The sequence below is a fragment of the Mucilaginibacter sp. UYNi724 genome (genome assembly GCF_054057495.1).
In genome coordinates this window covers 80,604-105,674 of the sequence record NZ_JBSRZI010000007.1, presented here as the reverse complement: position 1 = coordinate 105,674, position 25,071 = coordinate 80,604, and the positions used below count along the sequence as shown (strand labels likewise).

Sequence of the window (25,071 nt, the reverse complement as noted above, 5' to 3'; positions counted from 1 at the left end):
TTTAACTATTCTGTAAGCCCTCCCCATACGGGGAGGATTTGAGCGGGGTTACCAGATCTTCACTCGTTTATCTGGGTCTATCCACATTTTATCACCTTTTTTTACACTGAATGCTTCATAAAACTCCGGTACATCGCTAAACGGACCATTAACACGTAAAAAGCGTGGGGAGTGCACATCAGAGATTACCTGGTTAGATAAGGCTTCTTTCCTGTCGTGGCCCAGCCAGCCAAGCGCATAGCCTAAAAAGTAGCGCTGCACCGGGGTTAAGCCATTTATTGCTTTGCCTTCTTTATACTGTTTTGTTTTTTTGAAGGCATCAAGGCCTATTACAACGCCGCCCAAATCAGCAATATTTTCGCCAAGTGTAGCTTTACCATTTATATTTTGATCGCCCACTTTATATCCGTTAAATTGCTCAATCAGTTTTTGAGCACGCTGTGCAAATTTTACCGAATCCTGTGCAGACCACCATGGTTTAAGGTTACCCTTTTCATCATATTGCCGGCCCTGGTCGTCAAAACCGTGGGTAATTTCGTGGCCAATAGTTGATGCCGCGCCGTAGCCATACACAACTGCATCGTCTATCTTCTCATCTAAAGTGCCCGGCACCATAAATATAGCGGCAGGCAATACGATCTCGTTGTTGGAAGGATTGTAATAGGCGTTGTAGGTTTGCGGTGTCATCCCCCACTCGGTACGGTCTACCGGCTTGCCTAATTTGTTGGCGTTAAACTTACGGTCAAATTTAGAGCTATTGATGATGTTTTGTACAAACTGGTTTTTATCGATATTCAAACCCGAGTAATCTCTCCAATGATCGGGGAAACCTACCTTTGGGTAAACCTTTTCCAGTTTTTCATAAGCACGCTTTTTGGTAGCAGCGCTCATCCAGTTTAGTTTTTCTATATGGTTTTTAAAAGAACCCCGCACGGCCTCAACCATATCTTCGTAACGCTTTTTGGTTGGCTCGGGGAAATACTCTTTTACAAAGATCTGCCCCAGCACTTCGCCCATTACATCTTCTTCAATATCAAGCACACGTTTCCAGCGCGGCAGTTGTTCCTTTCGTCCCGATATCACGGTACCGTAAAACCTGAAATTTTCACCGGCAATCGCCTTGTTTAGGTACGGGCTGAACTCGTTAAGCAGGTTTTTACGCAGGTAGTTTTTCCAGTCGTCTATACTGAATTTCGTAAGCGCGGTATTTACCGCGCGCAGATATTCGGGCTGGCCAACAATAACGGTATCCACATCTTTGTAATACAGTTTATCGAATGTGGGTTTCCAATCAATAAGCGGCGAAAGCTTATTTACGCCGGCAACCGCCATTTTATTATAGTTGTGGTATGGGTCGCGCAGGTTTTCTAACGTTCTCGAGCTATCAGCCAAAAATTTCTCTAAGGCATACGTTTTTTGTGCTGCTGTTTTAGCAGCTCCATCATCATTACCTAAAAATTTAAATAATACAGGCAGGTGCTTTTGCTGGTAATCGTTACGAACGGCGGTGGTGTGCTCGTCGGTTTTATAATAGTAATCACGGTTGGGCAAACCTATACCAGATTGATATAACTGCATAATTATTTTTTTGCTGTTCCTGTCGTCCTGCCCGGCAAATGCAGCTATTGGGTTTGTTACGCCAATGGTGCTTAAATATGCAAACTCATCAACAAGGCCCTGTACGTCTTTCACGGCGTCTATTTTAGCCAACTCATATTTAAGTGGCGTTGTGCCTAAGTTTTCAATTTTAACGGTATCCATTCCGCTGAAGTAAAAATCACCTATCTTTTGAGTGTTGCTGCCCTTTGCGCCGCCTCCCTTCATGGCATCCTGGTTTATCTTCAGCATTTTATTACGCATGTCTTCCTGTACCAGGTTATAAATACTCCAGGATGAGTAAGCAGCGGGGATAGGGTTCTTTTTAAGCCAGGAGCCATTGGCGTAAGCAAAAAAATCGTCTCCGGGTTTAACACTTTTGTCAATATTGTTCACTACAACATCGTGCTCGGCGTAAAACTTATTCTTATCCTGGCAGGCCGTCAATAGCAGGTTACTGACCATACAGGCCGCAACGGCATAGATCGTGTTCTTTTTAAGTGTCATTTTAATGATTTGTCTGAAAATAAATACAGAATGTGTATAGAAAAATGGAAACTTATAATTTTCCGTACACCTTTTTTGAACTAATTTTTAATAAAAGTGTGGTTAAAGAAGCATTAAAGCAAAATTTAAATTAAATCTTTACGAAAATTTAAAATCACGTACTTATACGCAGTTTTCAGGGTTAAAAACGAATGTTCAAACTTCGTTTATGCTCATAACTACTTAATTATCAGACTAAAAAATAATCATAAATAAATATGGTAGATTTTATTAAAGTACATTTTACTCGTTTAAGGAGTATTTCCAACTTCACCCTTTCTATAAATTTAACGTTGTTTTAAATTATGGCTTACCTTTTGTTAAAATCTAAACAGTCCTGCATACATCCTTGAAAAATATATCATCTACCTATGAAAAATTTTCAATTTGTTAATAAGGCTTAAGTTGAATTCTCAGTTGCCCAAGTTGAGATGAATAAGTTCTTTTATTTTGGGTTTAATCAATAGTTTAAATTAATTAGGGGAAAAGGGAGCTTCAAAAGAGCTCTCTTTTTTTGCGCTAATATTTTTACTATGCACGCATAGCATTTGTTGAAATTTGTTTTTACATTTACACTATGCATTTTGAACTAACCGAAGAACACTTAATGATACGCCAGGCGGCGCGCGATTTTGCACAGACCGAATTAAAACCCGGCGTAATAGAACGCGACGAACTGCAAAAATTCCCGACCGAGCAGATTAAGAAACTTGGCGAGCTTGGCTTTTTGGGCATGATGGTATCGCCGGAATACGGCGGCAGCGGAATGGATGCTATATCCTACTCTATTGTAATGGAGGAGCTATCTAAGGTTGATGCATCTGCATCTGTAGTGGTGTCGGTTAATAATTCGCTGGTTTGTTACGGATTGGAGAAATATGGTAACGAGGCGCAAAAGCAAAAATATTTGATCCCATTGGCGCAGGGCCAGGTAATAGGCGCATTTTGCCTGAGCGAACCCGAGGCTGGGTCTGACGCCACATCACAGCACACTACCGCTATTGATATGGGCGACCATTATCTGCTTAACGGCACCAAAAATTGGATAACCAACGGCAGCACGGCATCTACCTATATAGTTATGGCACAAACCGACGCAAGCAAAAAGCACCGCGGCATTAACGCCCTTATTGTTGAAAAAGGCATGGAAGGCTTTACCGTGGGTAATAAAGAAAATAAATTGGGCATCCGCGGTTCTGATACGCATTCGCTGATGTTTACAGATGTGAAAGTGCCTAAGGAGAACCGAATTGGTGAAGATGGCTTCGGGTTCAAATTCGCGATGGCAACGTTAGAAGGCGGCCGCATAGGTATTGCATCGCAGGCATTGGGGATAGCATCGGGAGCTTACGAATTATCGGTACAATACGCTAAAGAGCGTAAGGCCTTTGGTAAAACCCTTGCCGATTTGCAGGCCATTCAGTTTAAACTGGCCGACATGGCAACTGAAATTGAAGCGGCACGTTTGCTTTGCTACCGTGCCGCATGGCTAAAAGATAACGGCCAGCCTTATGCGCAAGCGGCATCAATGGCCAAACTCTTTGCATCAGAAACTGCCATGCGAACTACCGTGGAGGCGGTACAGATCCACGGCGGGTATGGTTTCGTGAAAGAATATCATGTGGAGCGCCTGATGCGCGATGCAAAAATAACACAGATCTATGAAGGTACTTCAGAAATTCAGCGCATTGTCATATCGCGCGGTGTCTTGAAATAGTTTGGCTGCATTTATTACTTTTGAAAAGTATATAAAATTAGTAGACTATTTTTATCATGATAAAAAAGATATTGTTCAGCGCGGTGTTTGTTGCCGCGCTAACCTATATAACATCAGCACAAATCAAACTACAAAGCGGATTGTGGCGGGGTGTTTTAAAAACTGCTACGGACAAAGAGATAGCGTTTAATTTTGATGTGACCAACGCCGGCGGCAAACAACAACTGGCTATAATAAACAGCACCGAGCATTTTAAGGTAACCGATGTTACCGGTAAAGGTGATTCGGTTTTTATAAAACTGCCGCTGTTTGATTCTGAATTTCGGTTGAAACAAACTGGCAACAATTTAACAGGCCACTACATAAGGCACTTAGGCGACCGTGATGTACCAATGAACTTTACCGCGACGGCCGGTACACCATGGCGCTTTTTTAAAACCCCTGCCAAAACAAATTATAATGTTGAAGGCCGCTGGAGCGCCATTATTGGCGACAGCACAGGCCGCGACACCACTGTTGGTGAGTTTAAGCAAACCGGCCAAAAGGTTACCGGCACCTTCCTGACCACAACAGGTGATTACCGCTTTCTGGAAGGCACTGTTAGCGGCGATAGCTTATACCTTTCCTGTTTTGATGGTGGGCACGCGTTTTTGTTCACCGCTAAGATCGCAAATGATAACACTCTTACCGGTGGCAAGTTTTTCTCCGGCTTAACAGGTACCGATGTTTGGACTGCAGTACGGAACGAGAATGCCAAACTGCCTGATGCTTATTCCCTATCCGCATTGAAACCCGGCTATAAAAAACTTGCCTTTATCTTTAAGGACCTGACCGGCACGCCAGTTTCGCTTGATGACGCGCGTTTAAAAAACAAGGTGGTTATTGTACATATCATGGGGTCGTGGTGCCCTAACTGTATGGATGAAACGGCTTACATGGTCAACTACTACAAAAAGTATAAATCGCGCGGTGTAGAAGTGATAGGCCTGGCCTACGAACGTACTACCGATTTTGCCAAATCGCAAAAGGCATTGGCACAATTGAAAAACAGGTTTGATATCAAATACCCGATATTGATAACCGGATATACCAGCAACAAGGTAGAAACCGCTAAAAGCCTGCCTATGCTTACCAAAGTTGTAGGTTTCCCAACTACTATTATCATTGATAAAAAAGGCGACGTGCGTAAGATCCACACCGGCTTTAGCGGTCCGGGGACAGGCGAGCATTACACAGAGTTCATCAGCGAATTTGAAAAGCTGACTGATGATCTGTTGGCTGAGAAGTAATGGCCTCTCCCCGGCCCTCTCCGAAGGAGATGTGAGGTGAAAATACTTGTCATGCTGAACGTAGTGGAGTATCTAATCGCCGCCTTGCAAATTGGAAGGCACAGTTCATTTAGATCCTTCGCTATCGCTCGGGATGACAAATCAATTATTAATTCAAAAACAAACCCTCACTCACCTTTGGTATAATTCCTTTCTCCAGCGCTGTATCAAATAAAAGCTTTACTGCTTTCTTACCCTCTTCACCTAAATCAACCGAGAATTTATTTACGTAAAGATCTATGTGTTTGTACATCACTTCTTCGCTCATTTCCTGCGCATGCGAGCGGATGTACTCCAGCCCTGATTTGGGATTGGCGAAAGCAAACTCTACAGAGCTTTTGATCAACCTGTTTATTTTATGCTGAACATCCAATGGTAAGTCGCGGTTGGCAACAATACCGCCAAGCGGGATAGCGCAACCTGTGCGTTTCTCCCAGTAATCGCCCAGGTCGATGATCTTATGTAAACCTTTATCCTGGTAGGTAAAGCGGTTCTCGTGGATGATAAGCCCAACGTCTACACGGCCGTCTAAAACAGCGTTTTCTATATCCGAAAAAACCAGTTCCTGTTTATTGGTAGCGTCCGGATATGCCAGGCTCAATAAAAAATTAGCAGTAGTATATTTTCCGGGGATCCCGATCTTAACGGTATGATCGCCTGCTTCCAGTCTTGCTTTTAAATCTTCGGCGCTGCCTTTACAGATCAGCATGGGGCCAACACCAAAACCTAAAGCGCTGCCTGCGTCAAGCAAAACATATTTATCTGCAGCGTATGCAAAGGCGTGGTAACTTAGCTTGGTGATATCCAATTCGCCCCTAAAGGCTTTTTGGTTAAGGGTTTCCACATCATCATAAAATACTTCAAACTCCAGGCCTTCGGTATCAATTTTATGGTGGATCAGCGCGTCGAAGATAAAGGTATCGTTAGGGCAAGGCGAAAAGCCGATGGTTAGTTTCATGGTGCTGACGTTTAAATGTTGTAAGGTTGGAATGTTGAAAGGTTAAAAGCAACGTATGAACATTACAATTTTTCAACCTTTAAACTTTCCAACAATCCCATCGCAAATGTATTCAGATTTTTAACGGCTAAACCTATCTGCCAAGCATCCCGGTTACGCTTTTCCACATAATTTGACACAGCCCTGATCTGCATACAAGGCACCCCCGCTTCCCGGCAGGCATAAAAGAACGCTGCGCCCTCCATGCTTTCTATTTGCGGATTTAACCGTTGTTCTATTTGTTGGATAGAGGCTTGGTTTCCATGAACCGTGTTAACCGTGATGGCTTTGGCTTTCTTAATATCTTGATCCTTAAAAATATTAGATAGTTGTTTAGTTGCCTTAAAAACACTTTCACCAAAACCCATCTCGGCTATTGGTAAAAACGTTTCGTCATCCTGCGCGCCGAGTTCGGCTATGGTGTCTTCGGTTATCTCTACCACATCGCCCAGGGCAATATCGCGGTCGAAACTACCGGCAATGCCCAGGTTTATGGCCAGATCGTATTGGTTTGCTGCCAGTTCGCGCCCCAAAGCAAAAGCGGTTGCTACCATGCCTACACCGGTTATGAGGACTGAATGGTGCGGTGAGCGAGGTGAGAGGTGTGCTTTATTACGGCTCCCCGCTCCAATATCTCCGCTCCTTAACAAACTTTCTACCTCAAACTCCGTAGCCGCTACAAATAATATCCGCATAAAGGCCTAATTTTTGACAGCTAAGATAAAACAACTCGCCTGTTTTTGTTTTGTATATTTGCACCATTAATTGCTATGATGATACACATTACGCGCAAGGAACATTTCAACGCCGCACACCGCATGTACCGCGAGGAATGGAGCGCAGAGAAAAACAACGAGGTATTTGGCAAATGTGCCAACCCAAACTGGCACGGCCATAATTACAACCTGTTTGTAACCGTTAAAGGCGAAGTAACCCACGCAACCGGTTACCTGATGGACCTTAAAGACCTTAAGGTTATTATTAATGAATACGTTATTGAAAAGCTGGACCATAAGAACGTCAATATGGATGTTGAATTTATGAAGGGCATAATGGCATCAACTGAATTGCTTTGCATTGGCATCTTCAACCAACTTAAAGGCCCTATCGAGGCTTACCCGGGCGTATTCCTGCACTCGGTAAAATTGTACGAAACAGAAAACAACTCTGCTGAATACTTTGGCGGATAAACCAAACTCATGACTGACCACGATAACATTCCCGACAGGGACGAGGGCATTAACGGCTATCAAAAAATTGACCGCTATAACCCTGATCTGATCCAAAACCTGTCGGCAAATTACCTTGACGTTTTAAAACAGATAGGTGAGAACCCCGAGCGCGAAGGCCTGCTTAAAACCCCCGAGCGTATAGCAAAAGCCATGCTTTACCTTACACACGGTTATGACCTGGATGCAAAAGAGATCCTAAATTCGGCCATGTTTAAGGAAGAGTACAGCCAAATGGTAATTGTAAAAGATATTGAGGTGTATTCCATGTGCGAGCATCACATGCTGCCTTTTTTCGGTAAAGCGCACATTGCGTACATTCCTAACGGATATGTAGTAGGCCTAAGCAAAATCCCGAGGATAGTTGACGTTTTTGCCCGCAGGCTGCAGGTGCAAGAGCGTTTAACAAACGAAATTCGTGATTGCATCCAGGAAAACCTTAACCCTATAGGAGTTGGCGTGGTAATTGAGTGCAGGCACCTGTGCATGAGCATGCGCGGCGTACAAAAACAAAACTCGGTAACCACCACATCGGCATTTACCGGCGAGTTTTTGAAAGGCCAAACCAGAACAGAATTTTTAAACCTGATCTCTTCGAAATTAAGTTAATGCGAAGAGTGGGTTGATGAATGCGAAAACGCACTGATTACCCGCCTTTCGCATCTAATAAAAAGTACTATACAATGAAAGCATACATTTTTCCGGGCCAGGGTGCCCAGTTCCCTGGCATGGGTAAAGACCTTTACGAACAAAGCGAGCCAGCCCACGAATTATTTGAACAAGCTAACCAAATTCTTGGGTTCCGCATTACCGATGTAATGTTTGATGGCACCGAGGAAGATCTTAAGCAAACCAACGTTACCCAACCCGCCATATTTCTGCACTCGGTAATATTGGCTAAAGTATTACCTGATTTTGCACCGGATATGGTTGCAGGGCATTCACTGGGCGAATTTTCGTCATTAGTGGCCGCTGGCGCGTTATCATTTTCCGATGGCCTGCGTTTAGTGGCCGCTCGTGCAAATGCAATGCAAAAAGCTTGCGAGATACAGCCCGGTGCCATGGCAGCTATTTTAGCTTTAGATGATTTTACAGTAGAAGATATTTGCCAACGTTTAACAGACGTAGTTGTGCCTGCAAATTACAACTGCCCTGGTCAATTGGTAATATCCGGTACAGAGGCGGGTGTTGAAGCTGCTTGTATCAAAATGACCGAAGCAGGTGCCAAGCGTGCGCTTAAATTAAACGTGGGTGGTGCATTCCACTCGCCTTTAATGGAAGCCGCGCGCGTTGAACTGGAGGCTGCAATTGTAAATACCGAATTTAAAGAGCCCATTTGCCCGGTGTATCAAAATATCGATGCAAAACCATATACAGATATTGAACATATAAAACATAACCTGATAGCGCAGTTAACCGGCCCGGTACGCTGGACACAAACCGTTGAGCACATGCTGGAAGATGGCGCTACCTCGTTTACCGAGGTTGGACCGGGCAAGGTATTACAAGGCCTTGTTAAAAAGGTTAACCGCGAGGTTGCTACGGCAAGTGCCGTGATAGAATAGTTATAATAAGCCATGCTGTAGTTAACGGATGGCTTTATTTTTAAAGATGATTTAGAGTAGAATTAAAGTTTGAGCACCGCCGGGAAAATACGTGTATTATTGGGATTGTTATTTACAACATTGCTATTTACAGCAATAGTTGTAGAAGGCACATATACGCCCGATAATAACCTTTTACAAACGGCCAAATTATTAGAAAACAACCTGCATGGTAAAGAAACGCTAATTTATAATTCAATAAAGGATAAGCAGGTTTTTAACGAGATAAAGCAATTACGCAACACTCCTGCCAAAGGGTTGCAGTATATTAACGAGTATACAATAGACAACGCTATTTGGATACTTGTTTATAAAAATGGAGAACTCGATTTTTGGACCGGTGCCAAAATTATACCCACCAATTTTAATCAGGTAAAAGAGGGTTGTTCGTTTATCAAACAGCCAAACGGATATTACGAAACAATCAAAAAAACCGAGGGTAATACATCTGTTATATTCTTTATCCCGGTAAAAACCAGCTATCCATTCACAAACGAATACCTCGAAAATATCTTCGCTAAAGATCTTACTATTGATGACAATATAGCCATAGCAGATTTTACCGATAAGAATGTTTATGCCGTACACAATATTAATAACGTGTACCTATTCTCGTTAAAACTCGTTAAAGGTGTTAACCACCGCTTTTTTTACATTGTAGCCGGCTTCTGGTTATTGGCCATCCTCACGCTTTTAATAATGGTAAATAACATAGCGATTTACCTCACCCAAAAAGGATATATATATTGGGCGTTATTGTTTATGGCGGGCTTTGCAGTACTGTTTAGGTTTGTAAACCTTTATTACGGCTGGCCAAACTTTACTCAGGAACTTTCGCTGTTTAGCCCTAAGCTGTATGCCTCGTCGCCAATATTCCGTTCCCTTGGCGATTTTTGTATCAACATATTATTTATGTGCTGGCTTGTTGTATTTGCCTACACGTATCGGCTCAGGCTCATAAGCAGGATACCGGGCAAAGCAGTAAGTTATGCAATACTTATTGGCAGTATACTTTTACTTATTGTTACATCCACTAACCTTTTAAGGGTGTATTATGGTTTGGTTCTCAACTCTACCATCAGTTTCGATGTAAATAACGTACTTAACCTTTCGGGTTTTAGTTTGCTCGGGGTGTTCATGCTCTGCTTTAGCTTTATGATGTTTGTATTGCTAAACGAGGTTATATTAACTTTTTGCTTTAAGTTGGATATCCCGGTTTTACAACAGTTACTTATTTTCTTATGCAGTATAATTATAGCTACGGCAATCACTGCTTTTTATTGGGAGTTTAGCTTGTTTTACCTGCTGTGGATGACAATGGTTGTTATAAGAGGCTATGCCTTTTTATATAGCGACAAAAAATTCACAGCCACATCTTTTTTAAGTATTGTGCTAATATGCGCCGTTATTGCTTCAATAAAACTTAACCATTTTGAAGCCATTAAAGAACAGAACCTGCGCAAAGTACTCATACAAAGGCTTGAAGTGCCGGATGATGCCACTGCCGACGTATTGTTTAAGAAGATCGAGAAAGAAATTATTGTTGATCCATTATTAGTAAACTATTACAAAAAACCCGACCACACGTCAGATTACCTGGAAACTCGCCTTCAAAAGATGTATTTTGACAGATACTTGTCCAAGTACGATTTTGAAGTACATGAGTACGACAACTTAGATCAACCTATCTCAGTTGATAAAAATTATTCACTTGATGTATTTAAGGATATGGTGGTGTATAGTTCTTTTAAGGTGTCTACATATTTCTATCGCCAAAATGAATCCTTCGGCTTTCAAAGTTATTTTGCCATACTACCGGTAATGGATGGCACTAAAAAGCTGGGCACTATTGTGGTGGAACTTAAGTCAAAACCATTATTAGCCGCAGGCACCTTCCCCGATCTGCTGGTGGATAAAGAGGTAAAGGGCAGTGCCGATGAATTTAAAAATTATTCATTCGCATTTTATACCGATAATACTCTTATTGGGCAAAGCGGTACTTATGTTTATAGCATCCGCAATAACGAGTTTAAAGGCCCGCTTAAAAAGTATATTATTCAAACCACCCAAAGCACCAAGCAGGACTTTGCCAATAAGTTTACAACTTACAGCCATTTACTGTACAAGCCGGCTAACCGTAACCTTATTGTTGTAACGCAAGAAAACAATGTGCTGCTATCAACAATTACCGCGCTTACGTTCTTCTTTGTAGTGTTCCTGGCCTTTGGCGGCATTATCATTCTCATTCGTTTAATATGGATCCGCGTTAAAATACTAAATGTAAATAACGACCGTATTAAGTGGACATTTAAATTTACGTTAGATAGGATACTTTATAAAACACGCATCCAGTTCTCGATGATATTTGCTGTGGTTATCACATTGATATTGGTTGGCATAATTACTTTCGTATCTATCAGCACACAGTACCAGGCCCAGCAAGAAAAGCTTATCCGGTCTAAAATAATGCAGATAGCGGCAGCTTTGGAGGACGGGCCAATTACTAATTACACAAGTAATATTACAGAAAACAGCAAGATACAATTTGATGATTTGGCCAACACTTACTCGGCCGATCTTAGCCTGTTTAACCTCGAGGGTAAGCTGCTGATTACAACACAGCCCAAGATTTACGATTATGGCTTGCTTTGCCGCCAAATGAACGGGCGCGCATTTATCGCTTTAAATGGCATGCAAAAATCTGAGGTGGTAAGCGAAGAAAAGATAGGGTTATTGAAATATACCGCTGCCTATGCCCCTATCCGTAACGTTAAGCACGAAACCATTGCCTATCTGCAACTGCCCTACTTTGCAAACGTTGCTGATTATACCGAGCGCATTGGGTCGTTACTTAACATCATGATAAACGTTTATGCGCTGGTGTTTATAGCCATTGGTTTATTCGCGGTGATTATAGCCCGCCAGATTACCGCGCCGCTAAATTTTATCCAATACAACTTGAGTAAAACAATTTACGGTAAAAAGAACGAGCCTATTAAATGGGACCGAGACGATGAGATAGGCGCGTTGGTTAAGGAGTATAATAACATGATAGCCGCATTGGAGAATAGCGCCCAAAAACTTGCCCAGTCTGAACGTGAAACGGCTTGGCGCGAAATGGCAAAACAGGTTGCGCACGAAATTAAAAACCCGCTAACGCCGCTTAAACTGGGTTTACAACTACTTGATAAATCGTGGAGGGATAAAGACCCTAAATTTGACCAAAAGTTTGAGCGCTTCAGCAAATCGTTTGTGGAGCAAATTGAGAGTTTGTCGTCTATCGCATCCGAGTTTTCGGCATTTGCCAAAATGCCTGATACGCGAATAGAACGAATGGATATTTTTGAGGTTTTTGGTAAAGCAGTCACCATTTTTAAACAGATGGATAATGTTACCATAGCCATGGAGCCGCCAATAACACCTTTCTATATTGGTGCCGACCGCGACCAGATACTCCGTTGCTTTAACAACCTGCTTAAAAATGCTATTGAAGCAACCCCGCAAGAGCGTAACTGTATTATCGATATTAATTACCTCGTCACCACCAAAAACATATTGCTTACCATAAAAGATAATGGTAATGGCATCCCGGAAAATATGCGCGAAAAAATCTTCGAGCCAAACTTCACTACCAAAAGCTCGGGTACCGGATTGGGCCTTGCATTCGTTAAAAACTCTATCGAAAATGCCAATGGTAAGGTATGGTTTGAAACTACCATTGATGTGGGCACCACTTTTTACCTAAGCTTTCCTGCGGATAGTTCGGATACAGTATAATTAACGCCTTTGTAATTTTGAGCATGCCAGGTATCCGATTGCAGTAAGCAAATCAAATGTCTAAAGCAATACCTTCGTTATCCTTTTCGGGCCCCGGCGTTCGGGGTGTAATTATGAGACTACATCCATGGACATATTACAATATTTGAAGTGACGCACGCCGCACGTATGCGCCAGCAGGCATGCACAAAAAAGACCCGGTTGCAAATGCAACCGGGTCTTTGAAGATCTAAATAATTCTTTATTTCAGTGTGATGCTGGTTTTACCCATAGTGTAACCATCCGCATATAAAAGCACAGTGTAAGTGCCCTTTTGGAACGGTACAGGGTTTATCCAGTCGATAGTATAACCGCTACCATCATCCCTAAAGTCGATTGAAGTTTTGTAGGTAAATTGCAGATCCTGGCTATCGGCGCTGAACGTAGCCGAATCGTTTTGAGTGATCAGGTTTCCCGTTGGGTCAATAATACGTACATACACGTCATGCAGGCCTTTTTCGGCGACAGCATTAGTGGCAACAGTAAAGTTTATCTTGATTTTTTGCGCCTGTTTGGCTTTTGTAACGTCGCTTTCTTTACCGCTATTTTTTACCTTGTATGCAACAACATCGGCGGTGGCAACCTTAATAGCCGATGCTACCTTAACCTTGGTATCAAGTTCCTGGTTCTTTTGCTCAAGCGCTGTAGCCTTTTGGCTAACAGTAGCTAAATTGGTCTTTAAAGTATCCCGCTCGGTAGCTAAGGTCGAATTTTCCTTTTTAAGCTCTTCGATATCGGCAGTGTATTTGGTAACAAAATATCTCAATTGTTTAATATCTTCTTGGGCTTTGTTAAGCTCGGCAACAGTAAGTTTACCTTTTGCAAGTTCACTTCTTAACACACGGATCTTCACACGCAGCGAATCATTCTTTGCCTGCATAGCAACCGACATTTTTGATCTACCCGCATTAACCTGCTCTATTTGCGCTTCAAGGCTGTCAAGTTCGGTTTGCAGCCTGGTTTTCTCATCATTTTGATAAACGATTTTCGTATCCGACTTATTCTTTTGCGTGTATAGGTAAACATCGGTACCTAATAATGCAACCACAACCGCTATCAAAAAGTAAATTACGTTCGAATTTTTTTTAGGCGCTTGGTTCGGCTGATTATCAAATGATTGGTATTCCATAGTAATTAGTTAAAGGTTATGATAATATAACAGGCTGGTAGCCTGGTATAATTTATCTTACTTCTTATTTATAAATATAGGTAAAAACTAACACAACGCAGTAAACTTCGTGTTGTTTGTACATATACCGGGCCGGGCTAAAATAAATACAATATCAATAAAACACAAAATAGCTGTAATTATTATACTAATACTAAAACAGCTTAGTTATGAGTTTATATCTTTGAGGCTTTAAAAATAAAACACGTACTTAATGCAATTCTACAGATACTTATTTATCACCGTTTTCTTTTCAATTATATGTTCCCTGTCAATTGCACAAAGCGTTACGCCAGAACCGGTTACCCAAACCCAGCCCAAGCGCGAATTTAGAGGCGTATGGATAGCCACCGTTGTAAACCTCGATTGGCCAACCAATGCCCGCGCTACAGCCGAAGCTCAAAAAAAAGACCTGCTAAACCAATTGAATTTTCATCAACAGGCGGGTATCAATGCCATTATGTTCCAGGTAAGGCCGGCGGCCGATGCATTTTACGCTAAAAGCCGTGAGCCATGGTCAAAATATTTAACCGGCACTCAAGGCCGGGAACCCGGTTACGACCCTTTAGAATTTGCCACTACCGAAGCCCATAAGCGCGGCATGGAACTGCACGCCTGGTTTAACCCCTACCGTGCAACCTTTGATAATAAATTTTGGACCCTGGCACTTAATCATATCACCCGCACTAAACCCGAGTGGTTTTTTTATTACGATGGCATAAAATTATTTAACCCCGGTTTACCCGAGGTGCGCGAATACATTGTGCAGGTAATATTAGATGTGGTAAAAAACTACGATGTTGACGGCATTCACATGGACGATTACTTTTACCCCTACCTGGTAAGAGGCCAGGTAATAAACGACTTGGATGCTTTTAACAAATATGGCGAGGGCTTTGATAATATAAAAGATTGGCGCCGCGATAACGTTGATAAACTGGTGCACATGCTTACCGACAGCATCCACAAGTATAAACCAAATATGAAGTTCGGTATCAGTCCGTTTGGTATTTGGGCCAATAAAAGCCAGCACCCCGATGGTTCTGCCACCAATGGTGGTTCGTCATACATCGAAAACTTTGCCGATAGCCGCAAATGGATGCAGGAAGGCTGGATAGATTACATCAACCCGCAAATTTACTGGCACATTGGCAACCGCGCCGCCTCATTTGATACCTTGTTAAACTGGTGGAGCAACAATACTTACAATAGGCATTTATACATTGGGCAGGGGCCATACCGCTTTTATGAGCAGCGCAGCCCCGCGTTTAAAAACCCATCTGAGATACCAAACCAGTTACGTTTGATACGAGCTAACCCGAGGGTACAGGGCAGTGTTTACTTCAGGTCGCAAACGTTGATGGCCAATGCTAATCATTTGGTAGATACTTTAAAGAAAGATTTTTACCGATACCCGGCCCTGCCGCCGCCGATGTTATGGCGAGATTCGATCCCGCCGAATGCCCCGCAGGCTTTCACTGCTAAGCCCGAAGCAAAGGGTATAATGCTGAGATGGCAGGCACCATTGCCCGCTGCGGATAATGACCCCGTTTATGGTTATGTGATTTACCGTTTCCAGGGAAATGAGAAATTTGACTTGGGCGATCCCAAAAACATCCTGCATATCCAATACGATACCGAGCCATTATATATGGATAGTAACGTACAACAAGGGCAAACCTATTTCTACGTTGTAACCGCGCTTGACAGGCTTAAGAACGAAAGCGACCGAACGCCAACTATGGCAATAACGTTGTAGTAAAATTCACTCCCCCATCACCCCCTTTCTGCTTCGCAAAGAGGGGGTTTGAATATTAATAACTTTTTTTTTACCCTCTTTCCGCGCAGCGAAGAGAGGATAGACGAGCGCAGCGATCCCGATAGCTATCGGGACGGGGTGAGTAACCCCCTTGCCTCGCATTTCCATCCTATCTCCAAAAAAATAAAATAATTTAAAATGTTTTTAAAGGTGGCTCGTCTTTATATTTAAACACATCATAAATTGACAGCAGCATCGATGCCCCAGGACAACAACAGCCATATCATACAAACCATTGCGTCGTATGGTAAAAGCCTGTTGGGGTTTATCCGCAAGCGGGTAAAAAACGATGCAGATGCTGAGGACATCCTGCAGGATGTTTGGTACCAGTTTAGCAATGTGGTAAATGCCGGGCCTATAGAGCAAACCAGCGCGTGGTTATACCGGGTGGCAAAAAACAGGATCATCGACAAGCATAAAAAACGTACCGAAACCTTGTTGGATGATATGCTGCCTGCCGCGGGTGATGACGAGGAAGATAATTTTGATTTTCAATCGATACTGCTTACCGAACCAACCACGCCCGAAACCACTTACCTGCGCAACCTTTTTTGGGACCAGCTTTTTATAGCGCTTGACGAGCTGCCCGAAAACCAACGCCAGGTATTTATTTGGCAGGAGCTTGACGATATGCCGTTTGAAGAAATAGCCCAAAAAACAGGCGAGAACATCAACACGCTTGTATCGCGTAAACGCTACGCAGTATTGCATCTGCGTAAGCGGTTAAAACAATTGTATAGAGAAATTACAGAATATTAAAAAAAGAAACAAAATGAAAAAGTTATTTTACGAACGCAGGTTCATATTTTTCCCCATAGGCATCGCAGCCATATTAGCCCTTGTTAGCTATGTAGTAATGCAACTTTGGAACAACCTGCTACCCGATATTTTACACGTAACAACCATTACTTACTGGCAGGCCATGGGCATATTTGTGCTATGTAAGATATTATTTGGTTTTGGCGGACCCAAAGGCCGTGGCGGGGGTGGCCCGCCGTGGATGCGCCGTAAGCAAATGATGGAAGAAAGGCTAAAAGACATGTCGCCGGAAGATCGTACACGTTTTAAGGAGCAAATGGAAAGCCGCTTTGCCTGGTGCAAACCACGCAACGAGCGTAAGGATTGGCGCGATGCCTGGAAAGACGAGCCGATTGCAGAAAAAGAATAAATGCCGGACTGAGGTGTAGGAAGCGAGGAATAATCAATTTATCGCCGCTCCCCACACCGGAATCCCGCACCCAAATAACCTACAACTAAAAACCCACTCTATCATGGATGTGCTGATATTTAAAACAAGTGTTGCCAACAAGCAGGAAGTAAGCCGGATCCACCCGCTGCTAACCTCGCTGGCCGAGATACGCCAATATAATTTTGATTTGGAAGATTGCGATAATATCCTGCGCGTTGTAAGCAGCGGCGTTGAGCCGCAAACTATAAATCACATGCTGCAAATAGCCGGGTTTACCTGCGAGGAACTGCCTTATTAAGTAAATTATTCTCCTCGCGTCATTGCGAGGCACGAAGCAATCTCTTTGCTATACAGGGCGGACCTGCTTGTGTAGAGATTGCTTCGTACCTCGCAATGACGCGTTTTAATTAACTAAAATACCTTTTTACCCCGTCAGCGCAATTGACACCATCAATCGCGGCGGAGATTATACCTCCGGCATAACCCGCACCTTCGCCACAAGGAAACAAACCTGCTACCTGCGGGTGTTGAAAGGTTTCGCGGTCGCGGGGCACTTTGATGGGCGATGATGTGCGCGATTCCACTCCAACCAGTATGGCTTCATTTGTATAATACCCTTTCATTTTACGGCCAAATGCAGGCAATGCTTTGCGCAGGCGGTTATGGATCCAGTCAGGAAGCACCTCTTTCAGGTCTACACTTTTGCAACCAGGCAGGTAAGAGTTTTCCGGCAAATCCAAAGATACACGGCCTTCCACAAAATCAACCATGCGCTGGCCAGGGGCAACCAGGTTACCGCCGCCGGCTTTAAAAGCCAAATGCTCTACCTGTTGCTGAAAGTTAAGCATGCGAAAGGGATCGTTCATATCACCTTTTACATCCTCCATATTTATCTGCACCACAGTACCCGAGTTGGCAAAAGGATTATTACGTTTGCTTGGGCTCCAACCATTTACTACTATCTCATCCTGCGCGGTAGCACAGGGGGCAATAATTCCGCCGGGGCACATACAAAACGAAAACACACCTCTATCCTCCACCTGTTCCACCAAATTATAGTACGAAGGTGGCAGATCAGGGCCGCGGTATTCGCAATGGTATTGCGCGCGGTCAATAATTTCCTGAGGATGTTCTATCCGTACGCCGAGTGCAAATGGCTTGGCCTCTATTAAAATATCCTGGCTATGCAGCATCCTGAAAACATCGTGTGCCGAGTGGCCTGTAGCCAAAATCACCGCATCTGCCAATAGCTTTTCGCCATTGGCTAATTGTATGCCTTGTATCTTACCGAAACTCACCAACAGGCTGGTTACTTTGGTATCAAACAAAAACTCGCCGCCTGCTTCCAAAATACTTTCGCGCATGGCGGTGATTATTTGCGGCAACTTATTAGTGCCTATATGCGGGCGGGCATCTACCAAAATATCATCGGTCGCACCATGGGCTACAAAAGTTTTGAGTACGCTATTCACGTCACCTCGTTTTGTGCTACGGGTGTAGAGCTTACCGTCGGAGTATGTGCCTGCCCCGCCCTCGCCAAAGCAATAGTTGCTTTCGGGGTTTACCAGGCCTTGTTTGTTGATGTTCGCCAGATCGCGGCGGCGTTGTTTAACATCTTTGCCACGCTCCAGTATCACAGGTTTTAGCCCTTGTTCAATGCATTGCAGCGCGGCGAAGATCCCCGCAGGGCCGGCACCCACTATCAGCACTCTTTTACTATCCTTAATGCTTTTATATTCGGGGGTATAGGTCTCCGTTTGTACAGGCTCGTCTACAAAGACGCGTACCTGCATGCGGTAAAGCACCTTTCTGCCACGCGCGTCAATAGACCGCTTCAGGATCTTGATACCGGTAATTTTTTGCTGCGGGATATTTATTGCTGTCGAAGCCAGACCAATTAAAACTGCTTCATCATCCCGCTGGCCCGGCGGGCATACAATTTCTACTTCTTTTACCATGTTGCTATTGCCGGGTTTTTATCCCGGATAGTGCAAAGATAAGATTTTCAGTTAGCAGTTTTTAGTTGGAAGCTGGCAGTCTTTTTTTAAAAAAGACGTTCGGTAAAGAACGGTTGACCGTACGATACCGAACACTTTTCACTTATCATTCAATTTTATATACCTTAAAATCAACAACTTATAAAAATGGTTGCATTTTGGCATAGGCCATTACATATTAAATAATGAAGATGATGATGACTACCGTTGATAACCGCTTACAAACCCTTTGGGATGGTTGCTTGCGTAACGACAGAAAGCAACAAGAAATGTTATATAAAGTATTAGCACCAAAAATGCTTGCCGTTTGCCTGCGCTATGCTAAAGATAAAGACGAAGCGCAAGATATTCTACAGGAAGGCTTTATAAAGATGTTCAAGAACATGGGCAACTACCGTGGCGAAGGGAGCCTTGAAGGATGGATCCGCCGTATTATGGTACACAGTGCTATTTCGCGTTACCGCAAGGCTAAAAACGTGGTTTTGGTTGAGGATTTTGCTGAGCAAGGCATTCCGGTTAGCAGCAGCTACAACGATAACGGTTTAGAAGCCCGCGACCTGATGAACATGGTACAGCAATTACCGGATACTTACCGTTCGGTATTTAACATGTACGCTATTGAAGGTTTTTCTCACCAGGAAATAGGAAGCAAATTAGGCATGAGCGAATTATTATCGCGCACTACCCTGCACCGCGCCCGCACCATCCTTAAAGAAAAATTGAACACCCTGGCTATAAGAGAGCGCCACTGCATGGCAGGATAATAAGTCCGTCTGAACCGGATTTTGAATTAAAGAATTTATAGAATAACCTATACCAAACTACTTCACAAAGATTTATTGATTACTACCGGCAAGCCCGCCAGGTTGATCAATAAATCAAAAAGGTGAGCAACTCTCGCTACCCACCTTTCTATTATACTTCGATATTATTCAACTAATCTCTACTCCTCACTCTATTTTCTTATTTGTGCTTTGCACTCATGTAAAACACCATTTCGCCGCCATTCATAATATCCTGGTGAGTTAGGGTTAAGGCTGTATATTGCTTACCGTTCAGGGTCATTTTTTGTACGTAAACGTTTTTCTCGCTTTGGTTTTTCACAACAATGTTAAACGTTTTGCCGCTACCAACCTGTATGGTGGCGTTGTTTACAGATGGACTACCGATGGAGTAATCAACTGAACCTGGTGCTACAGGGTAAAAACCCATCGAACTGAAAATGTACCAGGCACTCATTTGGCCCGTATCGTCGTTACCGCCCAAACCATCCGGTGTTGGTTTGTACATACGTGGCAATATCATTCGGATCCGTTCCTGAGTTTTCCATGGTTGGTTTGTCCAGTTGTACAAATATGCCACGTGGTGCGATGGCTCGTTACCGTGCACGTAGTTGCCAATGATACCGTCGCGGGTAATATCTTCTGTTTCGGCAAAGTATTTATCCGGCAGGTTCATGGTAAACAACGAATCTAAATAAGGCACAAAGCGTTTGTTGCCACCCATCAGTTTTATTAAACCTTCGGGATCTTGAGGTGCAAACAGCGTGTAATTCCAGGCATTACCCTCAATAAAACCTTCGTTAATGGTGCTTAATGGGTCAAACTTAGCGCGGAAAGTACCATCTGCGAGTCTTGGCCTCATAAAGCCCGATTTGCTGTCGTACACATTTTTATAATTCTCGCTGCGTTTTATAAATTCATTATATATGTCCGTTTTACCTAATTTCTTAGCCATTTGTGCAATAGCCCAATCGTCATAAGCATACTCTAAAGTATTAGATACCGATACACCTGTTTTCTCATCAGGGATATATCCTTTATCCATATACTCGCCAATACCCTCATAACTGCGGTGGCGCGCTGTAGCCACACAGGCAGCTAAAGCTTTTTCGGTATCAAACGGCGCGTTGCCTTTAACAACAGCATCGGCAATTACAGATACGCTGTGGTAGCCGCTCATACACCAGTTCTCATTACCCGAGTTGCTCCAGACAGGTAGCATCCCTTCGGGGCTTTGATCAAAATGTACCATCATCGATTTTACCATATCGGCATTACGTTTCGGCTGTATAATGTTAAACAGCGGGTGCAAAGCGCGGTAAGTATCCCATAACGAGAAGGTGGTATAGTTGGTAAAGCCATCCGCCTTATGAATATTTTGGTCGAGGCCTTTGTACTGCCCGTCAACATCCATGTAAATGGTCGGGTTGATCATGGTGTGGTACATGGCGGTATAAAAATCCTGCTTGCGCTCTGTAGAAGCGTTGATTGTAATTTTCTCCAACTCTTTTTCCCACTGTGCTTGCCCGTCGTTTTTTACTTTGTCAAAATCCCAGCCCGGTACTTCGGCTTGCATATTTGCCATTGCGCCATCCATGCTCACCGGCGATAACGCGAATTTGATCTTGATCTTTTCGCCCTCTTCGGTTTTAAAATCAAAGTAAGCACGGATCTGCTTGCCGGCTAACTCCGGGAAGTTTTTCGATTGATTGAATTTACCCCAGAAACCGCCGTACACTTCGCGTTTATCGTATTTCTTAAACCCATGCTGAGTAAACTTTTTGTTGAACGCCATAGCAAAGTACAGGTTGCGGGTACGTGCCCAGCCGTTTGTTTGGCGGTAACCTACCAGTGTGCTATCGTTCAGGATCTTTACGTAAGTCCAAACAGTTTTGTCGGGATAATTATAGATACCCGCCATCAGATCTAAAATAATATGCGATTGATCTGATTTTGGGAAAGTGTATTGGTGGAAACCAACACGGGTGCTGGTGGTCATTTCGGCAGTGATGTTTGACGCATCAAGCTTTACTTTATAGTAGTTGGCCGCGCTTACCTCGTTAGCATGCGAGAAAGCCGAGCGGTAACCGCTGCCCGGTTTATCGGCAACGCCGGGGTTAAGTTTTAAAGCACCCACAGTTGGCATAATTAAAAAATCGCCCAGGTCTGAGTGGCCTGTACCACTAAAGTGGGTGTGGCTAAAGCCTACAATGGTTTTATCCTCGTATTGGTAACCTGCGCAGTACTCATAAACTTTAGGGTTGTATTTACCGTTAAGTTCGTAACTGGCGGTATCAGTTTCGGGGCTAAGCTGCACCATGCCGAAAGGTACGGTTGCGCCCGGATATGTATGGCCCATACGTTGTGTGCCGATAATAGGCTTTACGTATTGCACTAAGTTTTCGTGGGGTTTTTGGGCCGCTGCATGCAGGCCGGTACAAATTAAAAGAGCAGAAAATATCTTTTTCATTTATTGCTGGGATGATAATGCGTGATCAGTAACGTGTTAACGTTGGCAAATATAAAATCATATAGCTTGTTAGCGGTATTTAATTACATTTACACAGCTAATTGTTGCCATTATGGCGTAAATGTTACGTTTTGTAACAACGGTACAGGTTTTGTAATCTAATTTGTAAATTCACATCACTATAAATAAACAAAAACACACAAATGAAAAATCTACTTATCGTAATAGCTGTTGTTGTAGTATTGGCCCTAATGGGTGGCTGCAGTTACAATGGCATGGTAAAATCTGACGAGAACGTTCAAGGCAAATGGGGCGAGGTGCAAACCCAGTACCAACGCCGCAGCGACCTTATACCTAACCTGGTATCAACTGTAAAGGGCGAAGCTAACTTTGAAAAAGGAACCTTAACCGAAGTAACCAATGCACGCGCAAGGGCTACCTCGATCCAGGTTGATCCAACTAAACTTACACCGGAAACCATCCAGAAATACCAGGAAGCACAAGGCCAGCTAAGTACCGCTTTAGGCCGTTTATTGGTTGCATCAGAAAACTATCCTACGCTTAGGGCTAACGATGCCTTCAGGAATTTACAAGTACAGTTAGAGGGTACTGAGAACCGTATTGGTGTAGCCCGCCGAGATTTTAATGAGTCGGTACAGGCGTACAATAGTAAGGTTCGTACGTTCCCGGCTAATATTACCGCTAAGTTGTTTGGTTTCCCTGTAAAAGGATATTTCCAAAGCGAAGCCGGTTCTGATAAAGCACCGAAAGTAGCGTTCTAATTATTGATTAAGGGATGATTACATCGATTGATTAAAACGGTGTAATCATCCTTTAAAATCCAAGTCAGTAAAATCGGTGTAATCCCACCCACTAATCACTAAATCACTAATTAACCAATGGCCGTATTTACCGAAGACGAGCAACAACGCATACAGCAAGCTGTTGCCGATGCCGAAAAGAACACCAGCGGCGAAGTGCGTGTTTGCATGGAAAAAACTTGCAGCGACGACCCGCTCGACCGTGCCGCTAAATACTTCGCCAAACTGGAAATGCACAAAACCAAGCTGCGCAACGGGGTACTTATTTACGTAGCCACGGTTGACCGTAAGTTCGCTATTATTGGCGATGCCGGTATAAACAGTGTTGTCCCTGCCGATTTTTGGGACACCACAAAAGAAAGTATGCTCAACCATTTTAAATATGGCAACCTGGTAGAAGGCATCATCACGGGGATAAAAGAGGCAGGCGAGCATCTGCAAAGATACTTCCCGCACCTGCTTAACGACAAGAACGAACTGCCCGATGATATCGCCTTTATGGATGGCAATTAACAACAACTGATGTTAAAGAAAACAATTCTATGGCTTGGGCTGATGCTTTGTATCAGTACAGCCTTCACTCAGGATATTCCTGAAAAGTCGGGCACATTAGTTACCGACTACACTAATACCCTTTCGGCATCTGATAAGATTAAACTTGAAGATAAGCTTAATGCCTACAACGATTCTACCAGTACCCAAATTGCGGTTGTAATTATTAAAACCACTAAGGATTACGATATTAACCAATACGGTGTTGAGTTATTAAGGAAATGGGGCATCGGTACAAAAGAAAAAAACAATGGTGTTTTGGTTCTGGTAGCCATTGACGACCGCAAGATGGCTATCCAAACAGGCTACGGTGCTGAAGGTGCATTGCCCGATATTACCACCCAACAGATCATCCAAAACGACATGAAGCCCCGTTTTAAGGCTGATGATTATTATGGCGGATTGGATGCCGCTACAGACGATATTATCAAAGCGATGCGTGGCGAATACAAAGCCGACGCCAGGGCAGTTAAACGCAAAGGCGATGGCAGCCCGATAGGGTTTATTGTGATCGTCGTTGTAGTAGTACTGATCATTATTTTCAGCAAACGTGGCGGTGGCGGCGGTGGCCGTATTATTGGCGGCCGCGGCGGCGCGAGTCCGTTCTGGTGGTTTTTGGCAGGCAGCATGCTTGGTGGCAGCGGCCGGAGCAGCGGCAGCGACTGGGGAGGTTTCTCCGGAGGTGGCGGAGGCGGTGGCGGTGGTGGTTTCGGCGGCTTTGGCGGTGGGAGCGGCGGGGGCGGCGGAAGCAGCGGTAGTTGGTAAGCGTTTTAAACGCTAAACCTAAGTGTTAAATCCTAAAACCAAGTTTTTTATACCTTTAAATTTATCAAAGAGACGCATTAAACGCGTCTCTTTTTTATAACATGACCCATATGTTTATATCATGACCGAACTTAACTGGACAATCCTTTCATCACACTATATCCATAAAGGCCCGTGGGCCACGCTGCGAAGCGACAAATGCGAAATGCCCGACGGCACTATTGTGGACGAATACTATGTATTAGAATATCCTAACTGGGCCAACGCAGTTGCTATAACCGAGGATAATAAGATATTAATGGTGCGCCAGTACAGGCATGCCGCCAATATCGTATCGCTTGAGATCCCCGGTGGGGTAATTGAGGAGGGTGAGAACCCGGAAGAAGGACTGCGCCGCGAGTTACTGGAAGAAACCGGCTACCAATTCGATGAGGTAGAACTGATCAGCACCGTGTACGCCAATCCATCTACCGCAAATAACAAAACCTTTTGCTACCTGGCAAAAGGCGGTAAAAAAGTACAGGAACAACAGCTTGACGAGCACGAACGCATCGTGGTAGAAGAATATACCATTGCCGAAGTGAAACAGTTGCTGGCCGAAAATAAAATAGCCCAGGCCTTACATTGCACCGGGCTATTTTATGCCTTAATGAAGTTAGGCGAGTTAAGTTAGGG

Annotated in this window: 21 protein-coding genes; 15 read left to right on the top strand and 6 right to left on the bottom strand. The window is 43.6% G+C overall.

All coding sequences use genetic code 11. The features are described from left to right. Window positions 1-48: 48 nt before the first annotated feature. Window positions 49-2,103, bottom strand: a complete 2,055-nt coding sequence (locus tag ACVW0P_RS12125) for a M13 family metallopeptidase (protein WP_457132317.1) — start codon at window positions 2,101-2,103, stop codon at window positions 49-51. A 616-nt stretch (window positions 2,104-2,719) separates the two neighbouring features. Between ACVW0P_RS12125 and ACVW0P_RS12120 the strand changes: the two genes are divergently transcribed. Next, a complete protein-coding gene (locus ACVW0P_RS12120; protein ID WP_457132316.1) occupies window positions 2,720-3,859 on the top strand; it encodes an acyl-CoA dehydrogenase in 1,140 nt (379 codons plus the stop codon). A gap of 56 nt (window positions 3,860-3,915) precedes the next feature. Beyond that, window positions 3,916-5,148: a TlpA disulfide reductase family protein gene (locus ACVW0P_RS12115; protein ID WP_457132315.1), complete on the top strand. Its 1,233-nt coding sequence runs from the start codon at window positions 3,916-3,918 to the stop codon at window positions 5,146-5,148. Window positions 5,149-5,296: 148 nt separating this feature from the next. On the opposite strand, the gene ACVW0P_RS12110 is transcribed toward ACVW0P_RS12115, so the two are convergent. Together ACVW0P_RS12110 and mqnB are read right to left on the bottom strand one after the other, a co-directional pair. Then, window positions 5,297-6,145, bottom strand: coding sequence for a menaquinone biosynthesis family protein (locus ACVW0P_RS12110; protein ID WP_457132314.1), 849 nt, complete (start codon window positions 6,143-6,145; stop codon window positions 5,297-5,299). Between the two features lie 62 nt (window positions 6,146-6,207). Then, complete coding sequence (gene mqnB / locus ACVW0P_RS12105; RefSeq protein ID WP_457132313.1) at window positions 6,208-6,879, bottom strand: futalosine hydrolase; 672 nt, start codon at window positions 6,877-6,879, stop codon at window positions 6,208-6,210. A 78-nt stretch (window positions 6,880-6,957) separates the two neighbouring features. On the opposite strand from mqnB, the gene ACVW0P_RS12100 reads away from it, so the two are divergent. From ACVW0P_RS12100 to ACVW0P_RS12085, 4 genes are all read left to right on the top strand, one after another. Further along, the gene (locus ACVW0P_RS12100; protein WP_457132454.1) at window positions 6,958-7,374 is read left to right on the top strand and encodes a 6-pyruvoyl trahydropterin synthase family protein; all 417 of its coding nucleotides are present in this window, start codon (window positions 6,958-6,960) and stop codon (window positions 7,372-7,374) included. A 9-nt stretch (window positions 7,375-7,383) separates the two neighbouring features. Continuing rightward, a complete protein-coding gene (folE, locus tag ACVW0P_RS12095) occupies window positions 7,384-8,022 on the top strand; it encodes a GTP cyclohydrolase I FolE (RefSeq protein ID WP_457132312.1) in 639 nt (212 codons plus the stop codon). A gap of 74 nt (window positions 8,023-8,096) precedes the next feature. Further along, the gene (fabD, locus tag ACVW0P_RS12090) at window positions 8,097-8,978 is read left to right on the top strand and encodes an ACP S-malonyltransferase (protein ID WP_457132311.1); all 882 of its coding nucleotides are present in this window, start codon (window positions 8,097-8,099) and stop codon (window positions 8,976-8,978) included. Between the two features lie 120 nt (window positions 8,979-9,098). Further along, complete coding sequence (locus ACVW0P_RS12085; RefSeq protein ID WP_457132310.1) at window positions 9,099-12,794, top strand: ATP-binding protein; 3,696 nt, start codon at window positions 9,099-9,101, stop codon at window positions 12,792-12,794. A 241-nt stretch (window positions 12,795-13,035) separates the two neighbouring features. Here ACVW0P_RS12085 and ACVW0P_RS12080 read toward each other — a convergent pair whose 3' ends face one another. Then, window positions 13,036-13,962, bottom strand: coding sequence for a hypothetical protein (locus tag ACVW0P_RS12080; protein ID WP_457132309.1), 927 nt, complete (start codon window positions 13,960-13,962; stop codon window positions 13,036-13,038). Between the two features lie 253 nt (window positions 13,963-14,215). On the opposite strand from ACVW0P_RS12080, the gene ACVW0P_RS12075 reads away from it, so the two are divergent. From ACVW0P_RS12075 to ACVW0P_RS12060, 4 genes are all read left to right on the top strand, one after another. Next, entirely contained in the window at window positions 14,216-15,760 is a 1,545-nt protein-coding gene (locus ACVW0P_RS12075; protein ID WP_457132308.1) for a glycoside hydrolase family 10 protein, read from the top strand. A gap of 243 nt (window positions 15,761-16,003) precedes the next feature. Beyond that, complete coding sequence (locus ACVW0P_RS12070; protein ID WP_457132307.1) at window positions 16,004-16,579, top strand: RNA polymerase sigma factor; 576 nt, start codon at window positions 16,004-16,006, stop codon at window positions 16,577-16,579. Between the two features lie 13 nt (window positions 16,580-16,592). Beyond that, complete coding sequence (locus ACVW0P_RS12065; RefSeq protein ID WP_354426840.1) at window positions 16,593-16,988, top strand: hypothetical protein; 396 nt, start codon at window positions 16,593-16,595, stop codon at window positions 16,986-16,988. A 103-nt stretch (window positions 16,989-17,091) separates the two neighbouring features. Further along, window positions 17,092-17,307 (top strand): hypothetical protein, encoded by a 216-nt coding sequence (locus tag ACVW0P_RS12060; RefSeq protein ID WP_457132306.1) that lies wholly within the window; start codon window positions 17,092-17,094, stop codon window positions 17,305-17,307. Window positions 17,308-17,416: 109 nt separating this feature from the next. Here the strand turns inward: ACVW0P_RS12060 and ACVW0P_RS12055 are convergent, their stop codons facing one another. Then, the gene (locus ACVW0P_RS12055) at window positions 17,417-18,967 is read right to left on the bottom strand and encodes an NAD(P)/FAD-dependent oxidoreductase (protein WP_457132305.1); all 1,551 of its coding nucleotides are present in this window, start codon (window positions 18,965-18,967) and stop codon (window positions 17,417-17,419) included. Between the two features lie 230 nt (window positions 18,968-19,197). Here ACVW0P_RS12055 and ACVW0P_RS12050 point away from each other — a divergent pair, with 230 nt between their 5' ends. Next, window positions 19,198-19,770, top strand: coding sequence for an RNA polymerase sigma factor (locus ACVW0P_RS12050; protein WP_457132304.1), 573 nt, complete (start codon window positions 19,198-19,200; stop codon window positions 19,768-19,770). Between the two features lie 199 nt (window positions 19,771-19,969). On the opposite strand, the gene ACVW0P_RS12045 is transcribed toward ACVW0P_RS12050, so the two are convergent. Beyond that, the gene (locus tag ACVW0P_RS12045) at window positions 19,970-22,258 is read right to left on the bottom strand and encodes a GH92 family glycosyl hydrolase (RefSeq protein WP_457132303.1); all 2,289 of its coding nucleotides are present in this window, start codon (window positions 22,256-22,258) and stop codon (window positions 19,970-19,972) included. Window positions 22,259-22,461: 203 nt separating this feature from the next. Between ACVW0P_RS12045 and ACVW0P_RS12040 the strand changes: the two genes are divergently transcribed. The 4 genes from ACVW0P_RS12040 to ACVW0P_RS12025 all read left to right on the top strand — a co-directional run bounded on the left by ACVW0P_RS12040 (window position 22,462) and on the right by ACVW0P_RS12025 (window position 25,069). Continuing rightward, window positions 22,462-23,040, top strand: coding sequence for a LemA family protein (locus tag ACVW0P_RS12040; protein ID WP_354426845.1), 579 nt, complete (start codon window positions 22,462-22,464; stop codon window positions 23,038-23,040). A gap of 117 nt (window positions 23,041-23,157) precedes the next feature. Continuing rightward, window positions 23,158-23,592 carry a TPM domain-containing protein gene (locus ACVW0P_RS12035; protein WP_457132302.1) on the top strand — a complete coding sequence of 145 codons (435 nt, stop codon included), beginning with the start codon at window positions 23,158-23,160 and terminating at the stop codon, window positions 23,590-23,592. 9 nt (window positions 23,593-23,601) lie between these two features. Beyond that, window positions 23,602-24,396: a TPM domain-containing protein gene (locus ACVW0P_RS12030; protein ID WP_457132301.1), complete on the top strand. Its 795-nt coding sequence runs from the start codon at window positions 23,602-23,604 to the stop codon at window positions 24,394-24,396. A 121-nt stretch (window positions 24,397-24,517) separates the two neighbouring features. Then, complete coding sequence (locus ACVW0P_RS12025) at window positions 24,518-25,069, top strand: NUDIX hydrolase (protein ID WP_457132300.1); 552 nt, start codon at window positions 24,518-24,520, stop codon at window positions 25,067-25,069. The last annotated feature ends 2 nt before the right edge of the window (window positions 25,070-25,071 follow it).

Coding starts and splice junctions, on each gene's coding strand:
- ACVW0P_RS12125 (WP_457132317.1), bottom strand. CDS start 2,103: ATGACACTTAAAAAGAACACGATCTATGCCGTTGCGGCCTGTATGGTC.
- ACVW0P_RS12120 (WP_457132316.1), top strand. CDS start 2,720: ATGCATTTTGAACTAACCGAAGAACACTTAATGATACGCCAGGCGGCG.
- ACVW0P_RS12115 (WP_457132315.1), top strand. CDS start 3,916: ATGATAAAAAAGATATTGTTCAGCGCGGTGTTTGTTGCCGCGCTAACC.
- ACVW0P_RS12110 (WP_457132314.1), bottom strand. CDS start 6,145: ATGAAACTAACCATCGGCTTTTCGCCTTGCCCTAACGATACCTTTATC.
- mqnB (WP_457132313.1), bottom strand. CDS start 6,879: ATGCGGATATTATTTGTAGCGGCTACGGAGTTTGAGGTAGAAAGTTTG.
- ACVW0P_RS12100 (WP_457132454.1), top strand. CDS start 6,958: ATGATACACATTACGCGCAAGGAACATTTCAACGCCGCACACCGCATG.
- folE (WP_457132312.1), top strand. CDS start 7,384: ATGACTGACCACGATAACATTCCCGACAGGGACGAGGGCATTAACGGC.
- fabD (WP_457132311.1), top strand. CDS start 8,097: ATGAAAGCATACATTTTTCCGGGCCAGGGTGCCCAGTTCCCTGGCATG.
- ACVW0P_RS12080 (WP_457132309.1), bottom strand. CDS start 13,962: ATGGAATACCAATCATTTGATAATCAGCCGAACCAAGCGCCTAAAAAA.
- ACVW0P_RS12075 (WP_457132308.1), top strand. CDS start 14,216: ATGCAATTCTACAGATACTTATTTATCACCGTTTTCTTTTCAATTATA.
- ACVW0P_RS12065 (WP_354426840.1), top strand. CDS start 16,593: ATGAAAAAGTTATTTTACGAACGCAGGTTCATATTTTTCCCCATAGGC.
- ACVW0P_RS12060 (WP_457132306.1), top strand. CDS start 17,092: ATGGATGTGCTGATATTTAAAACAAGTGTTGCCAACAAGCAGGAAGTA.
- ACVW0P_RS12055 (WP_457132305.1), bottom strand. CDS start 18,967: ATGGTAAAAGAAGTAGAAATTGTATGCCCGCCGGGCCAGCGGGATGAT.
- ACVW0P_RS12050 (WP_457132304.1), top strand. CDS start 19,198: ATGATGATGACTACCGTTGATAACCGCTTACAAACCCTTTGGGATGGT.
- ACVW0P_RS12045 (WP_457132303.1), bottom strand. CDS start 22,258: ATGAAAAAGATATTTTCTGCTCTTTTAATTTGTACCGGCCTGCATGCA.
- ACVW0P_RS12040 (WP_354426845.1), top strand. CDS start 22,462: ATGAAAAATCTACTTATCGTAATAGCTGTTGTTGTAGTATTGGCCCTA.
- ACVW0P_RS12035 (WP_457132302.1), top strand. CDS start 23,158: ATGGCCGTATTTACCGAAGACGAGCAACAACGCATACAGCAAGCTGTT.
- ACVW0P_RS12030 (WP_457132301.1), top strand. CDS start 23,602: ATGTTAAAGAAAACAATTCTATGGCTTGGGCTGATGCTTTGTATCAGT.
- ACVW0P_RS12025 (WP_457132300.1), top strand. CDS start 24,518: ATGACCGAACTTAACTGGACAATCCTTTCATCACACTATATCCATAAA.